Raw genomic sequence first — 21,417 nt, 5'->3', positions numbered from 1 at the left:
TTTCTTACTTGTTCACCAAACCTGTCAGTATCATAATGAGAACTGCAACTCCATTTCTCAGCATGTGTGCCAAAATAGACATTTCCAAACGCTTAAATATGTAAGCAACAGCAGCTAAAACAGCACCCATACCTGCATAGATAACAAAACTGCCGATATTGGTCGGACCATGAAAAAGACCGAAAAGAATGACTCCTACAACCAATCCCAAAACATAATGCTTGGTAAAAATCTTCTGAGGAATCAAGCCACGAAAGACCACCTCTTCCAAAATAGGAGCCTGAATCACGGCACCTACCACTAATAAAATCTTGGGTACATGCTGAAATAAAGCATTCAAGGCATCCTGATTAGCAGTAGAAATGGCCTGACCTTCCAGCAGCATGATAATTGCTCCCAGCACGTTGACGCCAATCATGACAACATTAGAAACAGCTAACCAGCCAAACGAAGACCATTTAAAAAAGCTAAAGTCAAGGCTCAGTAGTTCTTCTTGCTTAGCCATTCTCAGAACAAAAAAGATAATCAAAAGATATACAACCAGCACAAAGATAGTCTGTCCAGCTGAAAAATTCTTTTCAGAAGCAGTCATCTGTCGGATAAATATAAATGGTATCTGGCTGAGAAATAAGACAAACAAAGTCAGTAGAATGTACTCTAATTTTTTTAGAATTGCTTTCATATCTTCCTCCTTTTCCTTCCTAGTATAGCTCAATTTTCTTATTTTGTATAGACAATTCTTAGCTGCAAGCATCTTGTATATCACGGGTTGGGAACTAATACTGATAGTGATTATGAGAACGAATCGCTCAGTTTTTCCAAGGTCAGCAACCAAGAAAATCCGTTCTTAAAACATACAAAAAGCCCAGTCAAACTGAGCTTTTGAATTTTCTTAATTTATTGATTTTTGAAACGTTCGACGTCACGCGCAATGACCAATTCTTCATCAGTCGGGATAACCAAGACTTTGACCTTGGCATCAGAACTGGAAATCACGCCTTCTGCACCACGCACATTCTTTTCTAGATCTACGTTACAGCCAAACCAAGAAATACCATTAATAACCAGTTCACGAATGGTCACAGAATTTTCACCAATTCCTGCGGTAAAGATGATAGCATCAGCTCCATTCAAGACAGCAAGATACTGACCAATGTATTTTTGAATCCGGTCCACAAAAATGTCATTAGCTAATTGAGCCTTGGCATCACCTGCCCGCATTGCTTCATGAATATCACGCATATCACTTGACTTCTCAGAAACTCCAAGCAAGCCAGATTCACGATTCAAAACGCGGCTAATATCTTCCGGAGTATTAAAGTCATCTGTGTATTGCATCAGGTAAGGAATGATGGCTGGGTCGATATCCCCAGTCCGCGTTCCCATCATGACACCGCCAAGTGGTGTGAATCCCATAGAGGTATCTACAGAAACGCCCTTGTCAACTGCTGTGATAGAAGCTCCGTTACCGATATGGCAAGTAATAAGTTTGAGTTCTTCAATTGGACGTCCCAAAATTTTAGCAGCTTCCTTGGCTACATACTCATGGCTGGTACCGTGAGCTCCGTACTTGCGAACCTTGTTTTCAGTGTAATATTTAGTCGGAATCGGATAGCGATATGCTTTTTCCGGCATAGTTGTATGGAAAGAGGTGTCAAAGACCACCACACTGGTGATGTCTGGCAGAATTTCTCTAAAAGCACGGATGCCTGCAGCGTTGGCTGGATTATGCAATGGAGCTAGAAGAGACAGCTCCTCTACCTTTTGAATCACTTCTTCATCAACGAGGGCTGAATCCTTAAAGTATTCACCGCCAGCCACAACACGATGGCCCACACCGGTAATTTCATCATAAGATTCAATGATATTGAAACGTTTCAAATCATCCAGCAAAATTTTTACGGCCTGCGTATGATCTGCAATATCAAGAACCTGCTTCTCTGAACGACCGTCAAATTTCACTGTTGAAATAGAATCCTTGAGACCAATCCGTTCCAGCAAGCCCTTAGCCAAGACCTTTTCTTCCGGCATCAAGTAGAGTTGCCATTTTAGGCTTGAACTTCCTGCATTAATAGAAATTGTTTTCGACATTTCTTCACCTCTTTAAGCGTTTTCAAAATCATTATATCAAAATTTTGTTTGAATTTCACTATCTTTGTACCAGTTTTGAAAACTTTGACGGAATTTAAACATTTCTTCATGATCCTGCAAATCCCGCAGAGGATAGATAAAAGGCTGAATGTTATTCGCTTCTTGCTTCCTCAAGACAAAAAGGGTTTTGGCATGCTTGCTGCTTGAGAAAATAGACTCTGGCAAAGTTATCATCGCGATAAACTGAGCCTTGGCTAGGAGCCATTTTTTCAGCAGAGGAGCTTGAGCGCTGGTCAAGAGGTCATTGGGTGCCAGAAATATGGCATAACCTCCCGGTTTCAGATATTTGAGTGACTGCTCCATTAGAAGATGGTGGGCATAAGTGTGCTCATCCGGACTAGCCACTTCATAGCGAGAGGCAATACTGTCGTCTGGATAATAACCGACCGGTAAATCACTGATAATGATATCACTCTCTTTCAGAACCTGAGGCCGAACTGCATCCCCCTGAGCAAAGTGAGCCTTAGAGTTCATAACCTCTGCAATGCTGGCAGAAAGGTCGATTAATAAATCATCTAGTTCCAGACCCAGATAGTCTATCTTCTTTTGAGTATGGTTGAGAATAGTCTCAGCCAAATTCCCAGTCCCACTGCCGATTTCTAATACATCAGCTTCCTCTCTGTGAGCTAGCTGGTCCAGCAGGAAAGTAAACAGAAAACCAATTGTGTCAGGTGTGAATTGATGATTGACCTGCATGGGCTCCGTCTGGGCTGCCTTCATCAAGATAAACTGATAAGCTCTCCGCCACTCTTCCTTGTTCAAATGCAGAGCGCGGATTTTTTCATCGTTGGTCAGAACTTCTTGTAAGTCCGTATCTCCATCTAGGTAAATGCCGTTCTGCTCAATCAGAGCATCATAAAAATTGGTCGCCAGAGCGTTTTGGATATTCTGGACGTTTTCGAGAATCAGAGTATAAGCTTGTTCTATCTTTTCAAAATTCATGGAATCCTCCGTTCATCCTATCATACCAAAAATAAGGAACCTTTCCAAGATATATAAAATTACAAAGATTTTACAGTTATATTAGTCCGACTTACCAGCTTCGTCCGAAACCGCTTTCTCAATTTTCTCAGTTGCTTTCTTGTCTTCCTTAGCTTTCTCTTCCTCCTTCTTAGAAATGGTAAAAGTAAAGGAATAGGAATGCCCGCTGCTGAGCTGACTGCTGATTTCCAGTTCCTTCCCTTTCTTACGGTAGACCGCCTTGCCCTGCTCAAACTCCATCTCATCGCTATCATCCTTGGCTGTAGCTTTTGTCAGAACTGCCATTGCATAGGCTTCCGTCCTTTCCCTGTTGAAAAGCTGCAAACGCTGACTGCTGACTTGACGGTTGAGATAAAACTGCAGGAGCAGGCTAAAGACAGCAGCCATCAATAGCGCATACAGTAAAATACCAGCCTCAACTTTCTTCTTCCACACGATAGACAAACTCCCTCTCTAAGCCTTTTTCAAAGCGAAAATGAAGATGGACAAGCTTACCGTCCTGACGGACGTCAGCTGCTTCTAAACCATAAATCATCGGCTGGTAGCCGCGACCGCTCTTATCTGTTTTACGGAAATCATCTCCCTTGGATTTACCCAAGGCCAAGTCCCTGCCATCCTGTCTGATGTAAATTTTATTGTCTTCAACCTTGTCAAATTGACTTCGCGAAAGCTCCGTCTCCAGTTGGTCGGCAAACAAAAGCCACTCTTGCTGCTGATTATTCTCCTGCTGATGCAGTTCTGAAGATAAGAGCTGGGTCATGGCCTGAAAAACCAGTATTCCACCACTGAGAACCAGCAAGGCTACTAAGGCCTCCAAGAGAGTAAAGGCCTTGACTTTAAGGTTTTTGGACACGGATGACTACCTCCCCTTCGTGATAGACTAGCAGCTGCTTATCTGTCTTAAACTGACGTACAGTAACTCCGTTGATCTGAAGCTCTTCTTGTCCTGTTTGAAGGGCCATACGAGCTACCCGAAGCACCTCTTCCTGCTGCAGAAGGATCTGCTGCTCCTTACGAGACCGGCTAAGCTGTCCCAAAAGCAGACTGGCAATAGCCGCAAAAACTGCCATGGCCACCAGAGCTTCCAGCAGAATGCTAGCCTGAAGATGTCGTCTTTTTAAACTTTCCGTTGCCCATATAAAGCTGGTAAACAACTGTCCTGTCCTCCGTCTGAAAAGTAATTTTGCTGAGTGATGAATTCCCACCGGATCGGTCAAACTGAATGACCTGCTGCTCATGTTCCTGCAAAGTTTGTGGAAAGTCCAGCTCTTGATAGCCATTGGAAATCTGACGTCCTGAAATCTTGAGAGAAAGCTTCTCATGACCGGCTAAGCTCAACCTCTGCGTCTCCTGGTAGAGCCTCTCAAACTCTAAAAAAAAGAGTTGCTCTTGAACCTGATTGAAACCAGCCCTGACCGAGCCAGACAAGCCCAGTAAGAGAAAACTCACAACAAAAAGAACGAGGAGACTTTCCAGCAGCGTAAAAGCCTTAATTGGCAACCGCTTGAGTTTCGCCACTGTGTTTTCCATAGTAAGCCTTATAAGAATCTGCCTGTTTCTGGCTGATATTTCCTGCGCTGACTAGCTTGCTCAGGCTAGCCTTTTCATTGGTATTCTTCAGTTCATACAGCTCTGCCTGGCTTTCTACTACCTTGACCACCGCTGCAGTTCCTGTATCTGAAACAGCATCTTTTTGCTTGGTCAGATTAGGCACAAAGAGCAGCAAGAGAACGCTGATAACCAGCAAGACAATCAGCATTTCCACAAGGGTGAATGCTTGAACTTTTAAGGTATTAAGTTTTTTCATTACAAATGAACCTCCATATTCTGATAAATGGGCAAGAGCATTGCCGCATAAAGTAAAACAATCACTAAGGCAACAAAAATAAATACTAGGGGCTGAATGAAATTCATGGCTCGATTGATACGTAGGAAAAATTCCTCCCAAGTCTTTTCAGCATAGACTTCCAGTTCACTCCCCAACTTTGACTTGACCTCACCATACTCAATCATCAAGGACAATTCTTTCTTAAAGAAAGGATAGCTTGCCACCTTGTCCGCATAGCCTTGACCGCCTTGCAAAGCAGCAGCCATATCTTCTCCAATTTCTTTAAAGAGCTGGGAAGGCTGATCCTGCATAATCGCAAAAATCTGACTCAGTTCCAAGCCCTGACCAATCATATTTCCCCATTCACGAGCATAATAAGCGGTCAAGTAAGCCTGTACCAAATGTCCAAAAAAGGGCAGAGCTGCTAGTTTGCTGAAAAAACGAATCTTGGATGACTTTCGATAATAAAAGAGAGCCACTGAAACCAAGGCGGCCCAAGCAAGGCTGCTCCACAAAAAAATCTGAGGCAGGTGATTAATCAGCTGAGTAGCTAGATTCTGGCTGTCTAATTGAGGCAGAAGATAGTTGCGCAATCCCAGCATGATAAGGACCAAAAAGCCCAGCAGCATGAGAGGATAGGTCCCTACCTCTATCAATTTTTTCTTAACCTTGGACAGATTTTCCAGATAGGCCTCAATTTTGCCCAAACTAAGTGTCAGATTGCCATGCAGCTCAGATAAGGAAAGCTGGGTTACAACGCTGTCGGAAAATCCCAGTCGACTGACAATCTCTGAAAAGGACTGACCAGCTGACAAGCCTGCCCGCATTTCTGCGACATACACTTCCTCCAGCAAGGCACTTCGTCTCAGAAAGTCTACAATCTCTGCTAAGTGAAAACCGCTGCTAAAGAGATTATGAAAGAGCTCAATAATCTTTTTCTGCTTAGGCGTAGACAATTTTTTCTGTCTGCCTTTGCTCAGCACTGATATGTCCTTCTGCAAAAAGCTGATCAATCTGCTGATTCCAGACTGCGGCTTCGTGCTCTTGATAGTTTTGACTGACAAAATCAACGACACCTCCTCCCCCAATTAAACGCTGGTAACAAACACCTTGAAGCACCATTCTTAGCTCGTCCTCACTAACGCCTAATTCCAAAAGCCGCTCATAGACACCGCGAACACTCTTGGCATGAATTGTTGAAAAGACCGTAGCTCCGGTCAAACTTGCCCGAACCACTGCTCTAGCTGTCTCTCGATCACGGATTTCCCCGATAATCAAGAGATCCGGCCGATGTCGCAGAGACAGCTTAATTAGACTGTCATAAGTCATGCCAATGGTTTCGTTCAGCTGCAGCTGCAGCATAGCCTCTTGCTTAATCTCAACCGGATCTTCAATCGACATAACCTGCTGACCAGAAAATTTGAGCTGAGCCAAATGGTACATTAAAGTCGTCTTGCCGCTGCCGACTGGTCCTGAGAATAGATAGAGGCCGCGAGCCTGAATTTTCTTTCGCAGCTCCGGCAATTGCTCAAACCAGAAGCGCAGCTCCCTGTCTTCATCATGCAGGAGTCGGATGACCAGACTTTCAAAACCACGGTAATCCCCCACTGACGACAGCCGGATTGAAACCTTGGCTTCCTCAAAGTCATAATCGCAAGACCCCAGCTGACTGCGGCGCTTCTCTCCAACATTCATACCTGCGACAAACTTAAAGTGGCTAATAACAGCTGACAAAATCTCAAAATCATAAGTCTTTATAAAGCGGCGTTCATCACCGATTCTCATATAAAGCTCATAGCAAGTAGTCTTAGGAATGAGGTAAATATCCTGCGCCCCCTCTTGCCGAGCCTGCCTAATCATTTCTTTTGCAATTTCTTGAACCATACATCCTCCTCACCTTACTATTCGCAAAAAATCCAGAAAAAGAAAAAACAGCGGAAGAAACTTAACTTCTAACAAGTTAGGTCTCTTCTGCTGCTCTATTATCTGATTTGCAAAATATATTCTGTCGATTTAAAGAGGCTTAGCGGATTTTAGTTTGACTGAGCAAGCTCGGTGCTTTTCAAGGCCGTTCTGCTTAGTATAGCCTGGACGGTACTTGCTCTGAGGAATCTGGCAGTCATTCTCCAGCAAAAACAGCGAGTGATACTGCTGAACATTCTCATCGCACTCCTCGCACCAGCGCTGATCCTCCGGATCCCAAAAAATTGTCATTAAATCACTGCGGCTCTTATACAAAGGTGACTGGTCTGCCATTTGCAGCCAGCGGTTTTTATAATACTTAAGGGCTTCATAATAATCATCGAACTGCTTTTTTGCAACGATATCCTCTTCCCAGCCATCCAGGAACCACCACGGTTCATAGTCCCCGTACATCTCAATTACACAATACATACTCGTCCTCTCTTTGTACCGTATATTATATATGAATTCTTTGACGAACAAAACTATTTTGCTCAAAATCAGAAAACAATATAAAAACCCCTTTTAACCAAAGATTAAAAGGGATAGGTAAAAGACAACTTAAGAATTTTATTGGACTGGAGAGAGGTCATTTTCTATAATAACCTTAATGGCATGATGGTTCGCAGCTTGGCCGAAAACCTTGAAAGCTTCTTCAATTTCACTCAACTTAAAGTAATGAGTCACTAGCTTTTCTGGCTCAATCTTATGACTTTCCAGAGCCTTTAGCAGCTGTGGAGTAGTATTGGTAGATACCAGCCCGGTCGTCACATTGATATTTCGAATCCAGAGCCGATCTAACTCAAACTCTACAGGTTTGCCATGAACTCCACAGTTAGCAATGGTTCCATCAACGGCAATGACTTTCTGACAAAGATCAAAACTGTCTGGAATCCCTACTGCTTCAATGGCTACATCAACTCCACGTCCATCTGTCAAGTCAAAGATAGCCTGCACAGCTTTTTCAGCATTCGCTGAATTTACCTTATCTGTTGCCCCAAAGGCCATGGCCGTATCTAAACGATTCTCATCGATGTCAACCATGATAATCTTTGACGGAGAATAAAACTGAGCTGTCAGCAGAGATGCGAGACCGATTGGTCCAGAGCCAACGATAGCTACTGTACATCCAGGCTCTACTTTACCTTTTAAAACTCCTATTTCATAAGCTGTTGGCAGGATGTCTGACAGCATGACTAAGGCTTCATCTGATAAATCAGATGGTGTGTGATAGAGAGTATTATCCGCATGGGGCACACGCAGATACTCAGCTTGAGTTCCGTCAATCAAATGCCCGAAAATCCATCCGCCTTCATCTTCACAATGGGCGTAGATACCTTTCTTGCAATAGTAGCACTTGCCACAGGCACAAACACAGGAAATCAGAACCTTATCACCCTTCTTGAAATTGGTTACACTGTCACCAACTTCTTCAACAATACCGATGCCTTCATGTCCCAGAATAGTACCGCTCTTGCAGGCAGGTACGTCTCCTTTAATAATATGAAGATCAGTCCCGCAGATAGTGGTCTTTACCATACGGACAATAGCGTCTGTTGGCTTACGTACGACAGGTTTATCAACATCTATAAACTGGGCAAATCCCGGTTTAACATAAGTATAGGCTTTCATAGGATATCCTTTCTATTGTTATGTTATGATGAATGTTTTCCATTTTATTTTAACAGTTTGTGAAAAATATCTCAAGGTTTTTCTCCAAAAAAGTGGGACAAAAACCGTTTTGTCCCACCCTATTGTCTGCATGATCTTAAGCAAAATTTGCATCTTGCTCGTTTCTGCATTATAAAGTTTCTAAAGCAATCATCGTTGTCACAGCTGCGTCATAGTAATTATCTGACGGCAAACCTTGCATGAAGAGATATTTATTCTGCTGCACCAATTTGCGGAATTCCATATTGTTATTAGCCGCATAGAATACTGGAGCAGTAAAGCTGCCAGCCTGATTACTATTGAGAGCCTTCCCTTTCAGAGTGTAGCCCGCATAGATCTTTTCTTGACTGAGGAAGAAGTTTAACATCTTCTTCAGCATTTTTTGACTTTTTTCATCCTTGCTTTGAGCCAAGTTGTAAGGAAGTCGGCAAGCATTATAAGAATAATAGCCATCATTTGCAGACTCAACCGTATCAGCATCAGCTGCCCGAACTTTGTCGCCTTCAACCCAGATAAAGTCTGGTATCAAACCAGTCTTATTATCAGCGCTGATTGCTTCAAGTTTGCTAAGCATGTTATCTCGGATTGTCAGCCACTGCTTATCCTTTGTCAACTCATAGAAAGCTTGGAACTGCTGCGGCAATGTATCAGAAGTCCGCATGAGATTATAAAATTTCGATTCTGCATTTGCCCAGTTCCCAACCGTCAAAACGCCGTTGCTTTCATTATAGTTATATGCCAAGACATCTTTCAGAATAGCCTGAGCCTGAGCTTGGTATTCTTTAGCCTTGTCCGGCCACTGCTTAGCAGCCTGAATCAAAGCATAGGCAATGTAGAGATCGCCGTCTGTAGCATTGTTTTCGTCTTCATGGTTGCTCTTACCATCCTTAATCGTCTGTTTCCAAGACATGAGTTGGGTATCTTTCAGACGATGAGCTAGATAATATTGGTAGAGCTTTTCAAAATCAGCCGAACTGGCATCGCCTTGCTTAGCTGCATCCACAGCAATCACCATGCCATAACCCTGTGCCTCAGACAGCACAACATCTTCAGTCTTACTGTTTGTCGTCCTGATATAAGACAATTTGTCCTTGGTTACGACATATTCTTTAGACCATTGGCTGTATATTTTCTTTTTGATATTAGGAGTACTGCCCATGCGGGTGTACAATAGGATACCAGCCAAGACAGCCAGAATTGTCACAAACCAAATAAATCTTAATCTTGTTCTTTTCACACTTTCTCCTAACCTGCAAATCGTTTTGTTTTAACCCACTTGGTTTCTTTCCGCTTCAAAATCTTGTCCAAGATAACAGATCCTACTGCATCTAAAGAAACAACGATAAAGAGCTGAGAGTAAGTCAAATAGGACACAAGAGCCAACCAAATCTGTTTGGTAGTCGCCTGTCCAAACTGAGAAGCCAGGGCGATATTGATCTGCAAAAGATAAAGCAAAATCATCAGAAGCCAGTTAAAGAGCATCAGCTGGACGATATAGATATTCTGAGCATCAAAAGCGAAAGGAATCCGCACATCCGGGATAAAGAGCTGGGTAATCATTGCCGCTACATTGGCAAAGAAAACCAAGTCAGATAAGACAATCGCCAGATTGAACCAGAAGAAGATACAAGAATAATTAAACACTTCCAGTTTCACGCGCCAGTTACCGCCGCTGAAGAGATGCTTGAAGTTGTCAATAACCACCTCGTAATTTCCCTTAGCCCAGCGCTTACGCTGCAAGTAGTAGGACTTGAGGGTCTCAGGTTCTTGCTGGAAAGCCTCTGAGTTATAAGCCAAGGCAATCAGCTTGCCGCTCTGCATAATCTTAAAGGAAATTTCCGTGTCCTCTGTCAAGGCACCGTTTTTCCAACCACCAATACTCTTAACAAACTCCGTGTTAATCAAGAAGTTCGTACCTGGAATCCGTCCAATCTTGAAGAGATGCCACATACCTACGTGGTAAACACGCTGAGTCACAACGATTTCTTGGTTGATACAGCGAGTCAGGAAGTTCTGGTTGGCATTACGGGTCTTATTGCGTCCAAAGGAAGCAACGTGGCGTTCTGGATCTTCCAAAACTTTCTTGACTAGGAAGTAAAGAGCATTCTTTTCTGGCATAGCATCCGCATCATAGACACAGATATATTCACCCTTGGCCATCTTCAGGGCGTCATTCAGCACCCCTGCCTTACCTCCCGTACCAGTACGGTCTGTAATTGTAATATTGCGTCCAGCGTACTCAGGCATAGCCTGAACTTTCAGCATTTCTTGATAAGTGTCATCTGAGCAGTTGTCCGCAAAGAGCAGAACTTCCACTCGGTCATGAGGATAATCCAAATCCAGAATGGCCTTGGTCGTCTGAGCGATAACCACATCTTCATTGTGGGCTGGGACAACGACTGTAACCATAGGATAATGTTCCAATGGGCTGGTATCCACGTTGAAGTCACTGCGTTTCATCCAGAAATGCACGGAAGAGCATAGAATAACCAAAGCCCAAGCCAGAGACATCCAGATGGAGAACAGAGTGACAATCATAATAAGTTGACTAATCATGACGAGTCACCGCCCTAAAATTTTTATTGACCCGATTGTAAATAACCAGATAATAAATGAAGAGGACCAAAAAGCTAATAGCAAAAAAGATACTTAGCACCATAGAGATGATAAAAAATACTTCTGTTAAAGACATGTGTTTACCTCCTAGTATTCTACGATAATGTCGGTTTCAAGCTGACGCTCCAGATTGCTCAAAGCGTCATCAAAATTATGGAATTTGTCAATGTTTTGAGCGTTCAATTTTAAACTGCCGGACTGAAACTGAATTTTTTGGTCAGTTTTCTTATTCTCAAAGTGCATCATCGTTAAATCTTCACGCACTTTCTCTTGGAAATATTCCTTGACTTCTTGATCCAGATCTTCTACCAGAACGAGAAAGTTACCATTGGATACATAGTAAACTGTTTCTACATTCTGGAAGTCCCAGTTAAGCAGTCGTAAAATTCTCTTGAGCATCCGCTTGTACTCCCGAGAGTGAATTTGATAAAAATGATGATTGTGCGCCCAATGGACCAACAAGGCCTGAAAGGCTGGAGCTTGTTTCTGATTTACTTTCTGAACCATTTCTTCATAGGCCTCAGCAGCATCTTCACTGTCATCCTGCACTAATCCCAAGCGCTGATGGAGATAGAAATTCACTCGGCTGGTCAGCCAAGCACTGACAGGGAAGACATAAAGCAAGAAGAGAACTTGATTGTCCGGTAGGTAGGTTACATCAAAGAGCAAGATCAGAGTTGCGATAACCACACCCAGAATCATAGCCCATGTCACCAAGAGATCAGATAGGACAAAGACACTAAAAATACCTAATAAAATCAGCGCGATTCCGATATAAAATATGTTAGCTGCAAAATTCCAACTGTAGAAAAGAATTAGTCCAATTGCCAGTACAAAGACTGCTAATGATTTTTCTAGTCCTTTTTTCCTAAACATTTTTTACTCCTGTCTTAAATTCTTCTGGTCTAGCCGTTTGCTTAAAATAGTGGGCAATAGCTTGAGCAATCCGCTCAGAAGCCTTACCGTCACCATACGGATTGCTGGCTTGGGCCATTTCCTGATAGAGTGACTCATCTGTCAGCAGGGCTTCCATTGCCTCTGCTACTGCTTGAGTTTCTGTACCGACCAGCTTCAAGGTGCCGGCTTCAACTCCTTCTGGTCTCTCTGTTGTATCACGAAGTACCAGTACAGGCTTACCTAAGGAAGGTGCTTCCTCTTGTACTCCGCCTGAGTCTGACATGATAAAGTAGCTTTTAGCTGCGATATTATGGAAATCCAACACATCCAAAGGCTCAATCAGATGAATTTTCTCATTGTCACTCAGAATTTCTCTAGCCGCTTCCTGAACCGCTGGACTCAAGTGAACGGGATAGACAATTTCCACATCATCATGGGCATCTACAATCTGCCGTAGAGTTCGAAAGACCCTTCTCATCGGCTCACCTTGATTTTCCCGGCGATGCATGGTCACCAAAATCATCTTGCGAGCTGGATCAATACGGTCAAGCACCTCGTGCTGATAATCAGCCTGGACGGTCAGCTTGAGAGCGTCAATAGCTGTATTTCCTGTCACAAAAACTGTTTCTGCCGGATGGTTTTCCTTGAGCAAGTTAGCCTTACTCTGATCCGTTGGCGCAAAATACAAGTCGGTCAAAGAGTCGGTCATCTGACGATTCATCTCTTCTGGGAAAGGAGAGTATTTATTCCAAGTCCGCAAGCCAGCTTCTACGTGGCCGATACGAACTTGATTATAAAACGCTGCAAGACTAGCCGCAAAAGTCGTTGTCGTATCACCGTGCACCAGCATAATATCTGGCTTGTTTTCCTTTAAGATATCATCTAGCTTATGCAGGATCTTGACAGTAATATCTGTCAGGGTTTGATTCTTCCCCATAATATCCAAATCATAATCAGGCTTAATCTTAAAAGTTTCAAGTACCTGATCCAGCATCTGACGATGCTGAGCAGTCACAACTGTTGTTGTCTCAAACAAGTCTGCCTGCTTCTTCAGTTCAATAACCAGTGGAGCCATCTTAATTGCTTCTGGACGAGTTCCAAAAACAACCATTACCTTAATTTTCTTCATTTTTCCTCACCAAAAATCAACATTGTTATATTAACTTTTTACTAAAAAATGTTTGTTTTAAGTAACCTTAGTTATTTTACCATCAAGCGTTTCAATAATCAAAGCATGAACTATTATTTTATACTTTCTTAATAGTGATTTACATGTTGGTAACTTATTTAAGATTATTTTAATTTTCTTAACTTAACTGTAACTTAAAATTACTGAAATTTTTCGGTTTTCTCAAAAAAATAAATAAAAAGGAAAGAACTTATAGGCTCAAAGCCCTGTTTTATGCAGAATTTTGTGTTTTTTACCTATATTTTTTAATCTTTATTCATTGTAATAAAATATTATTCTATTTGTAATCTAATTGTTTTCTATTCTTTATATTTCAAAATTCTCCCTTCATGAATGAGCTAGCTAGATAAATGTCAGCTATCGTTCTCTACAAACTTCGACCACCACCATTAAAACCAACCTCCTCTTTTTTTAAATTTCAAACCTCTCCTCCTACTATTTTAGGATTTTTAAAATAGTATAACCTAGCGCTATCATACTACAAAAAACCAGCTACCTCCCTGATTAAAAATGAATATGGCGTCTCGCATCATAGAAAAACTGAAATAGGAAATCTTGACTGTTTCTTCTATAGTTGTTTATCCATAAAGGAGAACTTAACAACAACTTTCTAAGTATATTATAGGATAATATTTAATAGGGAGCAAGAAATTATCGGCTGCAACAAAAAATCCCTCCCGAAAATCGGGAGGGAAAGTTCTTTATTCAAGAACAATATTTTCTTCAGTTTCAAATCCACCTGGCAGTTCTGTCACTTCGTCGATAATTTCAACTTCATTGACAGCCTGAGGCTCCAGATTGCGGTAGCGGGCCATACCAGTACCAGCTGGGATAATCTTACCGATGATAACATTTTCCTTAAGTCCGAGCAGATGGTCTTTCTTACCACGGATAGCAGCATCTGTCAGGACACGAGTTGTTTCCTGGAAGGAAGCTGCAGACAAGAAGCTGTTTGTCTCAAGGGAAGCCTTGGTGATTCCCATGAGGACTGGACGAGCTGTCGCAGGTACACCGCCTGAGATAACCACATCACGGTTAGCATCTGTAAAGTCGGTGATATCCATAAGAGTTCCCATAAGAAGATCTGTGTCACCTGGATCCATGACGCGCACCTTGCGAATCATCTGGCGAACCATTACCTCAATGTGTTTGTCGCCGATTTCTACCCCTTGGCTGCGGTAAACTTTTTGTACTTCGGCAAGCAGGTAAGTTTCAACAGACAAGACATCGCGGACAGCCAGCAAGTGCTTAGGCTGGATAGAACCTTCAGTCAAGGCAGCACCACGAGAAACTTGGTCACCCACTTCTACCTTCATGCGAGCTGTAAATGGTACCACATATTCACCTTCGCCAGTTTGGCCTTTAACAAAGACCTTCTTGGTACGAGTAGATGCATCTTCTTCCATAGCAGTAACTTCACCCTTGACTTCAGTGATGACCGCTTCCCCTTTCGGATTGCGGGCTTCAAAGATTTCTTGGACACGAGGGAGACCTTGCGTGATATCGGTATTAGAGGCAACACCACCCGTGTGGAAGGTACGCATGGTCAGCTGTGTACCAGGTTCCCCGATAGATTGAGCAGCGATGGTTCCGACTGCTTCACCGACTTCAACCGCATCACCAGTTGCCAAGTTGATACCGTAACAATGACGGCAGACACCGTGGCGGGTGTTACATGTGAAGACGGAGCGGATTGTCACTTCTTCAACACCAGCATTAACGATTTCACGCGCCTTGTCTTCGGTGATCAATTCATTTGGACCAATAATGACAGCACCAGTTTCTGGATGTTTTACTGTTTTCTTAGTGTAACGACCATTGAGACGCTCTTCCAGAGACTCGATCATTTCCTTGCCTTCTGTGATAGAAGTGATGAGCAAGCCTCGGTCTGTACCACAGTCATCTTCACGGATAATCACATCTTGGGCAACGTCAACCAGACGACGAGTCAGGTAACCCGAGTCGGCTGTCTTAAGGGCCGTATCGGTCATACCCTTACGAGCACCGTGGGTTGAGAAGAACATTTCCAGAACAGACAACCCTTCACGGAAGTTAGACAAGATTGGCAATTCCATGATACGTCCATTTGGCGCAGCCATCAAACCACGCATACCAGCCAACTGAGAGAAGTTAGAGATGTTACCCCGGGCTCCAGAGTCCATCATCATAACGATAGGGTTCTTCGGATCCTGGTTGGCAACCAGACGTTTTTCCAATTTCTCACGAGCTGCCCGCCACTCAGCAGTAACTGCATTGTAGCGTTCGTCATCAGTAATCATACCGCGACGGAATTGTTTAGTAATTTGTTCAACACGCTTGTGGGATTCTTCAATAATCTCAGCCTTGTCTTCGACAACTGGGATATCAGCGATACCCACTGTCAGACCAGCCAAGGTAGAATGGTGATACCCCAGATTCTTCAAGCGGTCAAGAAGAGCAGATGTTTCTGTCGTACGGAATCGTTTGAAGATTTCTGCGATGATATTCCCCAGATTTTTCTTCTTAAACGGAACATTAATCTCAAGCTGTTCAATGACTTCCTTGATGTCTTGTCCTGACTCCAAGAAGTACTTAGCTGGCACACCTTCTGTCAAGTTAGCATTAGTCGGCTCTTGCAAGTAAGGCAATTCCTCTGGCATAATCGCGTTAAAGAGGATTTTACCAACAGTTGTAATCAAAATCTTATGCTTCTGGTCTTCTGTCCAAGGCTTATTAAGACTGTCCGTTGCAATACCAACACGAGTATGCAAGTGAACATAGCCGTTGCGGAGAGCCATGACCGCTTCATCCATATCTTTGAAAATCATGCCTTCGCCTTCGCGGCCAGCCTCTTCCATGGTTAGGTAGTAGTTCCCCAAGACCATATCCTGAGATGGTGTTACAACTGGTTTACCATCTTTCGGATTCAAGATGTGCTCAGCAGCCAGCATGAGGATACGAGCTTCAGCTTGGGCTTCCTCTGACAATGGTACGTGGATGGCCATTTGGTCACCGTCAAAGTCAGCATTGTAGGCTTCACAGACCAGCGGATGCAAACGAAGAGCTTTACCATCAATCAGAACTGGCTCAAAAGCCTGAATTCCCAAACGGTGAAGAGTCGGTGCACGGTTAAGAAGCACTGGGTGTTCTTTAATGACTTCTTCTAGAATATCCCAGATACGCTCATCTCCACGCTCTACCAAGCGTTTGGCAGCTTTTACGTTTTGCACGATATCACGCGCAACAATCTCACGCATCACAAATGGTTTAAAGAGCTCAATCGCCATTTCACGCGGCACACCACATTGATACATTTTCAACGTAGGACCAACAGCGATAACGGAACGACCTGAGAAGTCAACCCGTTTACCCAGCAAGTTTTGACGGAAACGACCTTGTTTCCCTTTGAGCATGTGGCTCAGTGACTTGAGCGGACGGCTGCCTGGCCCAGTGATTGGACGGCCACGACGACCGTTATCAATCAAAGCATCAACCGCTTCCTGAAGCATCCGCTTCTCATTTTGAACGATGATACCAGGTGCATTCAACTCAAGCAAACGAGCCAAACGGTTGTTCCGGTTGATAACACGGCGATAGAGATCATTGAGGTCAGAAGCCGCAAAACGACCACCATCCAGCTGAACCATCGGGCGCAAATCTGGCGGAATAACCGGCAGGATATTAAGAACCATCCATTCTGGCTTATTGCCAGACTTGTAGAAGGCGTCCAAAACATCCAAGCGACGGACAGCCTTGATTCGTTTTTGACCTGAAGCAGTTTTCAACTCTTCTTTGAGGACAGCAATCTCAGCTTCCAAGTCCACTTGTTTCAAGAGGTCTTGAATAGCTTCTGCTCCCATTTTGGCTACAAATGAGCCTGCACCGTACTCACGTAAACGTTCACGATACTCACGCTCCGTCATGATGGACTTGTGCTCTAGCGGTGTGTCCTTAGGATCAATCACCACATAAGCCGCAAAATAAATGACTTCTTCCAGGGCACGTGGACTCATATCCAAAGTGAGCCCCATGCGGCTTGGAATTCCTTTAAAATACCAAATATGTGAAACAGGAGCCTTCAATTCAATGTGGCCCATACGCTCACGACGAACCTTAGCGCGGGTTACTTCAACACCACAACGGTCACAGACGATTCCTTTGTAACGAATCCGTTTGTACTTACCACAGGCGCATTCCCAGTCCTTTGTTGGACCAAAGATCACTTCGTCAAAAAGGCCTTCGCGTTCTGGTTTCAGGGTTCGGTAATTGATTGTTTCAGGTTTCTTCACTTCCCCATAAGACCATGAACGGACCTTATTCGGAGAAGCTAGGGTGATTTGCATACTTTTAAAACGATTTACATCAACCACTATTTCTTACCTTTCTTCATTTTCTAATCAGTGTGTATTCTTATTCTTTTCCTTCAGCCTCAAAAGCTGCTTTCGCTTCTTGAGCTGCTTTTTCACGCGCTTTTTCAAGATCGTCAACGTGAATCACATCATCATCTTCACCTTCGTCTAGGTCACGGAGTTCTACTTCATTGTCATCTTCATCAAGAACACGCATATCCAGACCAAGAGATTGCAATTCTTTGACAAGAACGCGGAAGGATTCTGGCACACCTGGTTTTGGAATTGGTTTCCCTTTAGTAATAGCTTCATAAGCCTTCAAACGTCCGTTGACATCATCTGACTTGTAAGTCAGGATTTCTTGCAGAACGTTAGAAGCACCGTAAGCTTCCAAGGCCCAAACTTCCATCTCACCAAAACGTTGTCCACCAAACTGAGCTTTACCTCCGAGCGGCTGTTGGGTAACCATTGAGTAAGGACCCACTGAGCGGGCATGGAGTTTGTCATCTACCATGTGGTGGAGCTTGATCATGTACATGACACCGACAGATACACGGTTGTCAAATGGCTCACCGGTACGTCCATCGTAGAGAATGGTTTTAGCATCACTATCCATACCAGCTTCGCGCACTGTATCCCAGAGGTCTTCTGAGCTTGCTCCATCAAAGACTGGTGTCGCAATATGGATACCCAAGTTACGCGCTGCCATACCAAGGTGAAGCTCCATAACCTGACCAATATTCATACGAGATGGTACCCCGAGTGGGTTCAACATAATATCAACTGGTGTTCCATCTGGCAAGTAAGGCATGTCTTCCACAGGAACGATACGGGATACAACCCCCTTGTTTCCGTGACGACCAGCCATCTTATCTCCGACTTTGATCTTACGTTTTTGAGCGATGTAGACGCGAACCAGCATATTAACACCAGATTGCAACTCATCACCATTAGCACGGGTAAAGATCTTCACGTCACGAACCACTCCATCGGCACCGTGTGGCACACGCAGAGAGGTATCACGAACTTCACGAGACTTGTCTCCGAAGATAGCGTGCAAGAGACGTTCCTCAGCAGAAAGGTCTTTTTCACCCTTAGGGGTCACTTTACCTACAAGAATATCGCCTTCTTTGACTTCCGCCCCGATGCGGATAATACCCATTTCGTCCAAGTTGCGCAGGGCATCTTCCCCTACGTTTGGAATTTCGCGGGTAATTTCTTCAGGGCCAAGCTTGGTGTCGCGAGTTTCTGATTCGTATTCTTCCAAGTGAACTGAGGTGTAGACATCGTCTTTCACCAGACGCTCACTCATGATAACCGCATCCTCGAAGTTGTAACCTTCCCATGTCATGTAGGCAACGATTGGGTTTTGTCCCAGGGCCATTTCTCCATTTTCCATAGAAGGTCCGTCAGCGATAAAGTCGCCTTTTTCAACGACATCGCCAACTTTTACCAAGGTACGTTGGTTGTAAGCAGTTCCTGAGTTCGAACGGCGGAATTTTTGAATTTGGTAAACATCAAGAGAACCATCTTCACGGCGGACTTCAACCTTGTCTGCATCCGCATAGGTAACCTTACCATCATGCTGAGCAATAACCGCTGCACCAGAGTCGTGGGCAGCTTGGTATTCCATACCAGTACCGACGTAAGGTGCTTTTGGATCAATCAAAGGCACAGCCTGACGTTGCATGTTGGCACCCATGAGGGCACGGTTGGAGTCGTCATTTTCCAAGAAAGGAATACATGCTGTCGCTACGGCAACTACCTGCTTAGGCGATACATCCATGTAGTCTACTTGGTCTGATGGGAATTCTTGGTTATTACCTTGGTGGCGTCCCATAACGATAGGCTCTGCAAAGCCGCCTTTTTCATTAAGCTTAGAGTTGGCCTGCGCTACGATAAATTCATCTTCCTCATCAGCTGTCAGCCAAACGATTTCGTTGGTTACTACGCCAGCTTCACGGTCTACCTTACGGTAAGGTGTTTGAATAAATCCGTATTTGTTAAGGTGTCCATAAGAAGACAAGTTATTGATCAAACCAATGTTTGGTCCTTCAGGCGTTTCAATCGGACACATACGACCGTAGTGAGTATAGTGCACGTCCCGCACTTCATAACCAGCACGGTCACGTGTCAAACCACCAGGTCCCAAGGCAGAAAGACGGCGCTTGTGAGAGAGCTCAGACAGTGGATTGTGTTGGTCCATGAACTGTGACAATTGTGAAGAACCAAAGAATTCTTTAATAGCTGCAGTTACTGGACGGATGTTAATGATTTGTTGCGGTGTGAGAACTTCATTATCCTGAACAGACATCCGTTCACGAACATTACGCTCCATCCGAGAAAGTCCGAGACGAACTTGGTTAGCCAAAAGCTCACCAACTGCACGAATACGACGGTTCCCCAAGTGGTCAATATCGTCCACGCGACCAATGCCTTCAGCCAAGTTGAGGAAGTAGCTCATCTCAGCCAAAATGTCAGCTGGTGTCACAATCCGAACCTTATCAGACGGATTTGCATTACCAATGATGGTCACAACGCGGTCTGGATCAGTTGGTGCCACAACCTTGAACTTTTGCAATTCTACAGGATCTGTCAAGACAGCTGAGTCGTTTGGAATATAAGTGATTTTGTTCAAACCATTGTCCAGCTGCTCTGCAATGCTGTCAATCACACTACGGGTCATAACTGTACCAGCTTCAACCAAGATTTCTCCTGTTTCAGCATCTACCAATGGCTCTGCAATGGTTTGGTTCAGCAAGCGTGTCTTGACGCTGAGTTTCTTATTAATCTTGTAACGACCAACTGCTGCCAAGTCATAACGATGCGGATCAAAGAAACGCGCTTCAAGAAGGGAACGAGAACTTTCAGCCGTCTTAGGCTCTCCTGGACGAAGACGCTCATAGATTTCTTTCAGAGCTTCATCTGTACGGGAGTCCATTGGGTTCTTGTGGATATCTTTTTCGATGGTATTGCGTACCAAGTCGCTGTCACCAAAGATGTCCAAGATCTCATCATCTCCTGAGAAACCAAGCGCACGCACCAGAGTGGTAAAAGGAATCTTCCGTGTCCGGTCAATACGAGTGTAGGCAATGTCTTTTGAGTCTGTTTCCAACTCTAACCAAGCTCCGCGGTTAGGAATAACCGTTGAACCGTAGCCAACTTTTCCGTTTTTGTCAACTTTATCGTTAAAGTAAACCCCTGGAGAACGCACCAACTGGGATACGATAATCCGCTCACCACCATTGATGATGAAGGTTCCCATTTCAGTCATGATTGGGAAATCGCCAAAGAAGACTTCCTGAGTCTTGATTTCACCAGTTTCCTTGTTAATCAGACGGAAGGTTACAAAGATTGGCGCTGAGTAGCTGGCATCGTGGATACGTGCTTCTTCCAGCGTATATTTAGGCTCACGGATTTCATAGCCAACAAATTCCAATTCCATGGTGTCGGTAAAGTTTGAAATAGGAAGCACATCCTCAAAGACTTCCTTCAGACCATGATCCAAGAAATCTTGGAACGAATCCGTTTGGATTTCAATCAAATTTGGTAAATCAAGAACTTCCTTAATTCTTGAAAAACTACGACGGGTACGGTGTTTACCGTATCGAACTTCATGTCCTGCCAAGTTTTTACTCCTTTATGATAAGATACTAAGCCCTTGATAAAGCGAGAAAAGACGTATCTTTTTCTCAACGCTTTGAGGGCGAGTTCTGTGAAATGTTTTCAGAGGAAAATCCTCTGTCATTTACAATGCTGCAAAACAGCCACAATCAGCCCCTTTTGTTTAATTT

19 protein-coding genes are annotated in these 21,417 nt (G+C 43.8%); all 19 read right to left on the bottom strand.

Translation table 11 applies throughout. The annotated features are described in order from the left end of the window. Positions 1-4: 4 nt before the first annotated feature. Entirely contained in the window at positions 5-754 is a 750-nt protein-coding gene (locus O3627_RS11025; protein ID WP_371621431.1) for a lysostaphin resistance A-like protein, read from the bottom strand. A gap of 143 nt (positions 755-897) precedes the next feature. Then, positions 898-2,091, bottom strand: coding sequence for an acetate kinase (locus tag O3627_RS11020; RefSeq protein WP_049547816.1), 1,194 nt, complete (start codon positions 2,089-2,091; stop codon positions 898-900). Positions 2,092-2,127: 36 nt separating this feature from the next. After that, positions 2,128-3,093, bottom strand: a complete 966-nt coding sequence (locus O3627_RS11015) for a class I SAM-dependent methyltransferase (RefSeq protein WP_371621430.1) — start codon at positions 3,091-3,093, stop codon at positions 2,128-2,130. A gap of 81 nt (positions 3,094-3,174) precedes the next feature. After that, on the bottom strand, positions 3,175-3,567 hold the full coding sequence (gene comGG / locus O3627_RS11010) for a competence type IV pilus minor pilin ComGG (RefSeq protein ID WP_049547814.1): 393 nt from the start codon (positions 3,565-3,567) through the stop codon (positions 3,175-3,177). Further along, positions 3,548-3,985, bottom strand: coding sequence for a competence type IV pilus minor pilin ComGF (gene comGF / locus O3627_RS11005; protein ID WP_002903570.1), 438 nt, complete (start codon positions 3,983-3,985; stop codon positions 3,548-3,550). Before comGF ends, comGG begins: the two co-directional genes overlap by 20 nt. Then, positions 3,969-4,202: a competence type IV pilus minor pilin ComGE gene (gene comGE, locus O3627_RS11000; protein ID WP_049547859.1), complete on the bottom strand. Its 234-nt coding sequence runs from the start codon at positions 4,200-4,202 to the stop codon at positions 3,969-3,971. The genes comGF and comGE overlap by 17 nt, the downstream gene beginning before the upstream one ends. Positions 4,203-4,227: 25 nt before the next feature. Further along, on the bottom strand, positions 4,228-4,662 hold the full coding sequence (gene comGD / locus O3627_RS10995; RefSeq protein WP_049547813.1) for a competence type IV pilus minor pilin ComGD: 435 nt from the start codon (positions 4,660-4,662) through the stop codon (positions 4,228-4,230). Next, positions 4,622-4,939 carry a competence type IV pilus major pilin ComGC gene (gene comGC, locus O3627_RS10990; RefSeq protein WP_002896769.1) on the bottom strand — a complete coding sequence of 106 codons (318 nt, stop codon included), beginning with the start codon at positions 4,937-4,939 and terminating at the stop codon, positions 4,622-4,624. The genes comGD and comGC overlap by 41 nt, the downstream gene beginning before the upstream one ends. Continuing rightward, the gene (gene comGB / locus O3627_RS10985; protein WP_275043537.1) at positions 4,939-5,973 is read right to left on the bottom strand and encodes a competence type IV pilus assembly protein ComGB; all 1,035 of its coding nucleotides are present in this window, start codon (positions 5,971-5,973) and stop codon (positions 4,939-4,941) included. The genes comGC and comGB overlap by 1 nt, the downstream gene beginning before the upstream one ends. Then, the gene (gene comGA, locus O3627_RS10980; RefSeq protein WP_049547812.1) at positions 5,903-6,844 is read right to left on the bottom strand and encodes a competence type IV pilus ATPase ComGA; all 942 of its coding nucleotides are present in this window, start codon (positions 6,842-6,844) and stop codon (positions 5,903-5,905) included. The genes comGB and comGA overlap by 71 nt, the downstream gene beginning before the upstream one ends. Before the next feature lie 129 nt (positions 6,845-6,973). After that, positions 6,974-7,354, bottom strand: coding sequence for a DUF1033 family protein (locus tag O3627_RS10975; RefSeq protein ID WP_049547811.1), 381 nt, complete (start codon positions 7,352-7,354; stop codon positions 6,974-6,976). Positions 7,355-7,492: 138 nt separating this feature from the next. Then, positions 7,493-8,554: a zinc-dependent alcohol dehydrogenase family protein gene (locus O3627_RS10970; protein ID WP_002898647.1), complete on the bottom strand. Its 1,062-nt coding sequence runs from the start codon at positions 8,552-8,554 to the stop codon at positions 7,493-7,495. A 169-nt stretch (positions 8,555-8,723) separates the two neighbouring features. Continuing rightward, positions 8,724-9,830, bottom strand: a complete 1,107-nt coding sequence (locus O3627_RS10965) for a glycosyl hydrolase family 8 (RefSeq protein ID WP_049547810.1) — start codon at positions 9,828-9,830, stop codon at positions 8,724-8,726. Positions 9,831-9,838: 8 nt separating this feature from the next. Continuing rightward, the gene (locus O3627_RS10960) at positions 9,839-11,149 is read right to left on the bottom strand and encodes a glycosyltransferase (protein ID WP_049547809.1); all 1,311 of its coding nucleotides are present in this window, start codon (positions 11,147-11,149) and stop codon (positions 9,839-9,841) included. Then, positions 11,142-11,285: a hypothetical protein gene (locus tag O3627_RS10955; protein WP_002896778.1), complete on the bottom strand. Its 144-nt coding sequence runs from the start codon at positions 11,283-11,285 to the stop codon at positions 11,142-11,144. Before O3627_RS10955 ends, O3627_RS10960 begins: the two co-directional genes overlap by 8 nt. Before the next feature lie 11 nt (positions 11,286-11,296). After that, positions 11,297-12,085 carry a hypothetical protein gene (locus O3627_RS10950; RefSeq protein ID WP_002898651.1) on the bottom strand — a complete coding sequence of 263 codons (789 nt, stop codon included), beginning with the start codon at positions 12,083-12,085 and terminating at the stop codon, positions 11,297-11,299. Further along, positions 12,078-13,235, bottom strand: coding sequence for a non-hydrolyzing UDP-N-acetylglucosamine 2-epimerase (wecB, locus tag O3627_RS10945; RefSeq protein ID WP_002911057.1), 1,158 nt, complete (start codon positions 13,233-13,235; stop codon positions 12,078-12,080). Before wecB ends, O3627_RS10950 begins: the two co-directional genes overlap by 8 nt. 761 nt (positions 13,236-13,996) lie before the next feature. Continuing rightward, entirely contained in the window at positions 13,997-17,644 is a 3,648-nt protein-coding gene (rpoC, locus tag O3627_RS10940) for a DNA-directed RNA polymerase subunit beta' (RefSeq protein ID WP_371621429.1), read from the bottom strand. 40 nt (positions 17,645-17,684) lie between these two features. After that, complete coding sequence (gene rpoB, locus O3627_RS10935; RefSeq protein WP_002919872.1) at positions 17,685-21,251, bottom strand: DNA-directed RNA polymerase subunit beta; 3,567 nt, start codon at positions 21,249-21,251, stop codon at positions 17,685-17,687. Positions 21,252-21,417 lie beyond the last annotated feature (166 nt).

Source organism: Streptococcus sp. 27098_8_82, from assembly GCF_041431615.1.
In the GTDB taxonomy this organism is placed as follows: domain Bacteria; phylum Bacillota; class Bacilli; order Lactobacillales; family Streptococcaceae; genus Streptococcus; species Streptococcus sanguinis_K.
The sequence above is the reverse complement of the archived record's forward strand: the minus strand, read 5'-3'. Positions and strand labels throughout refer to the sequence as shown.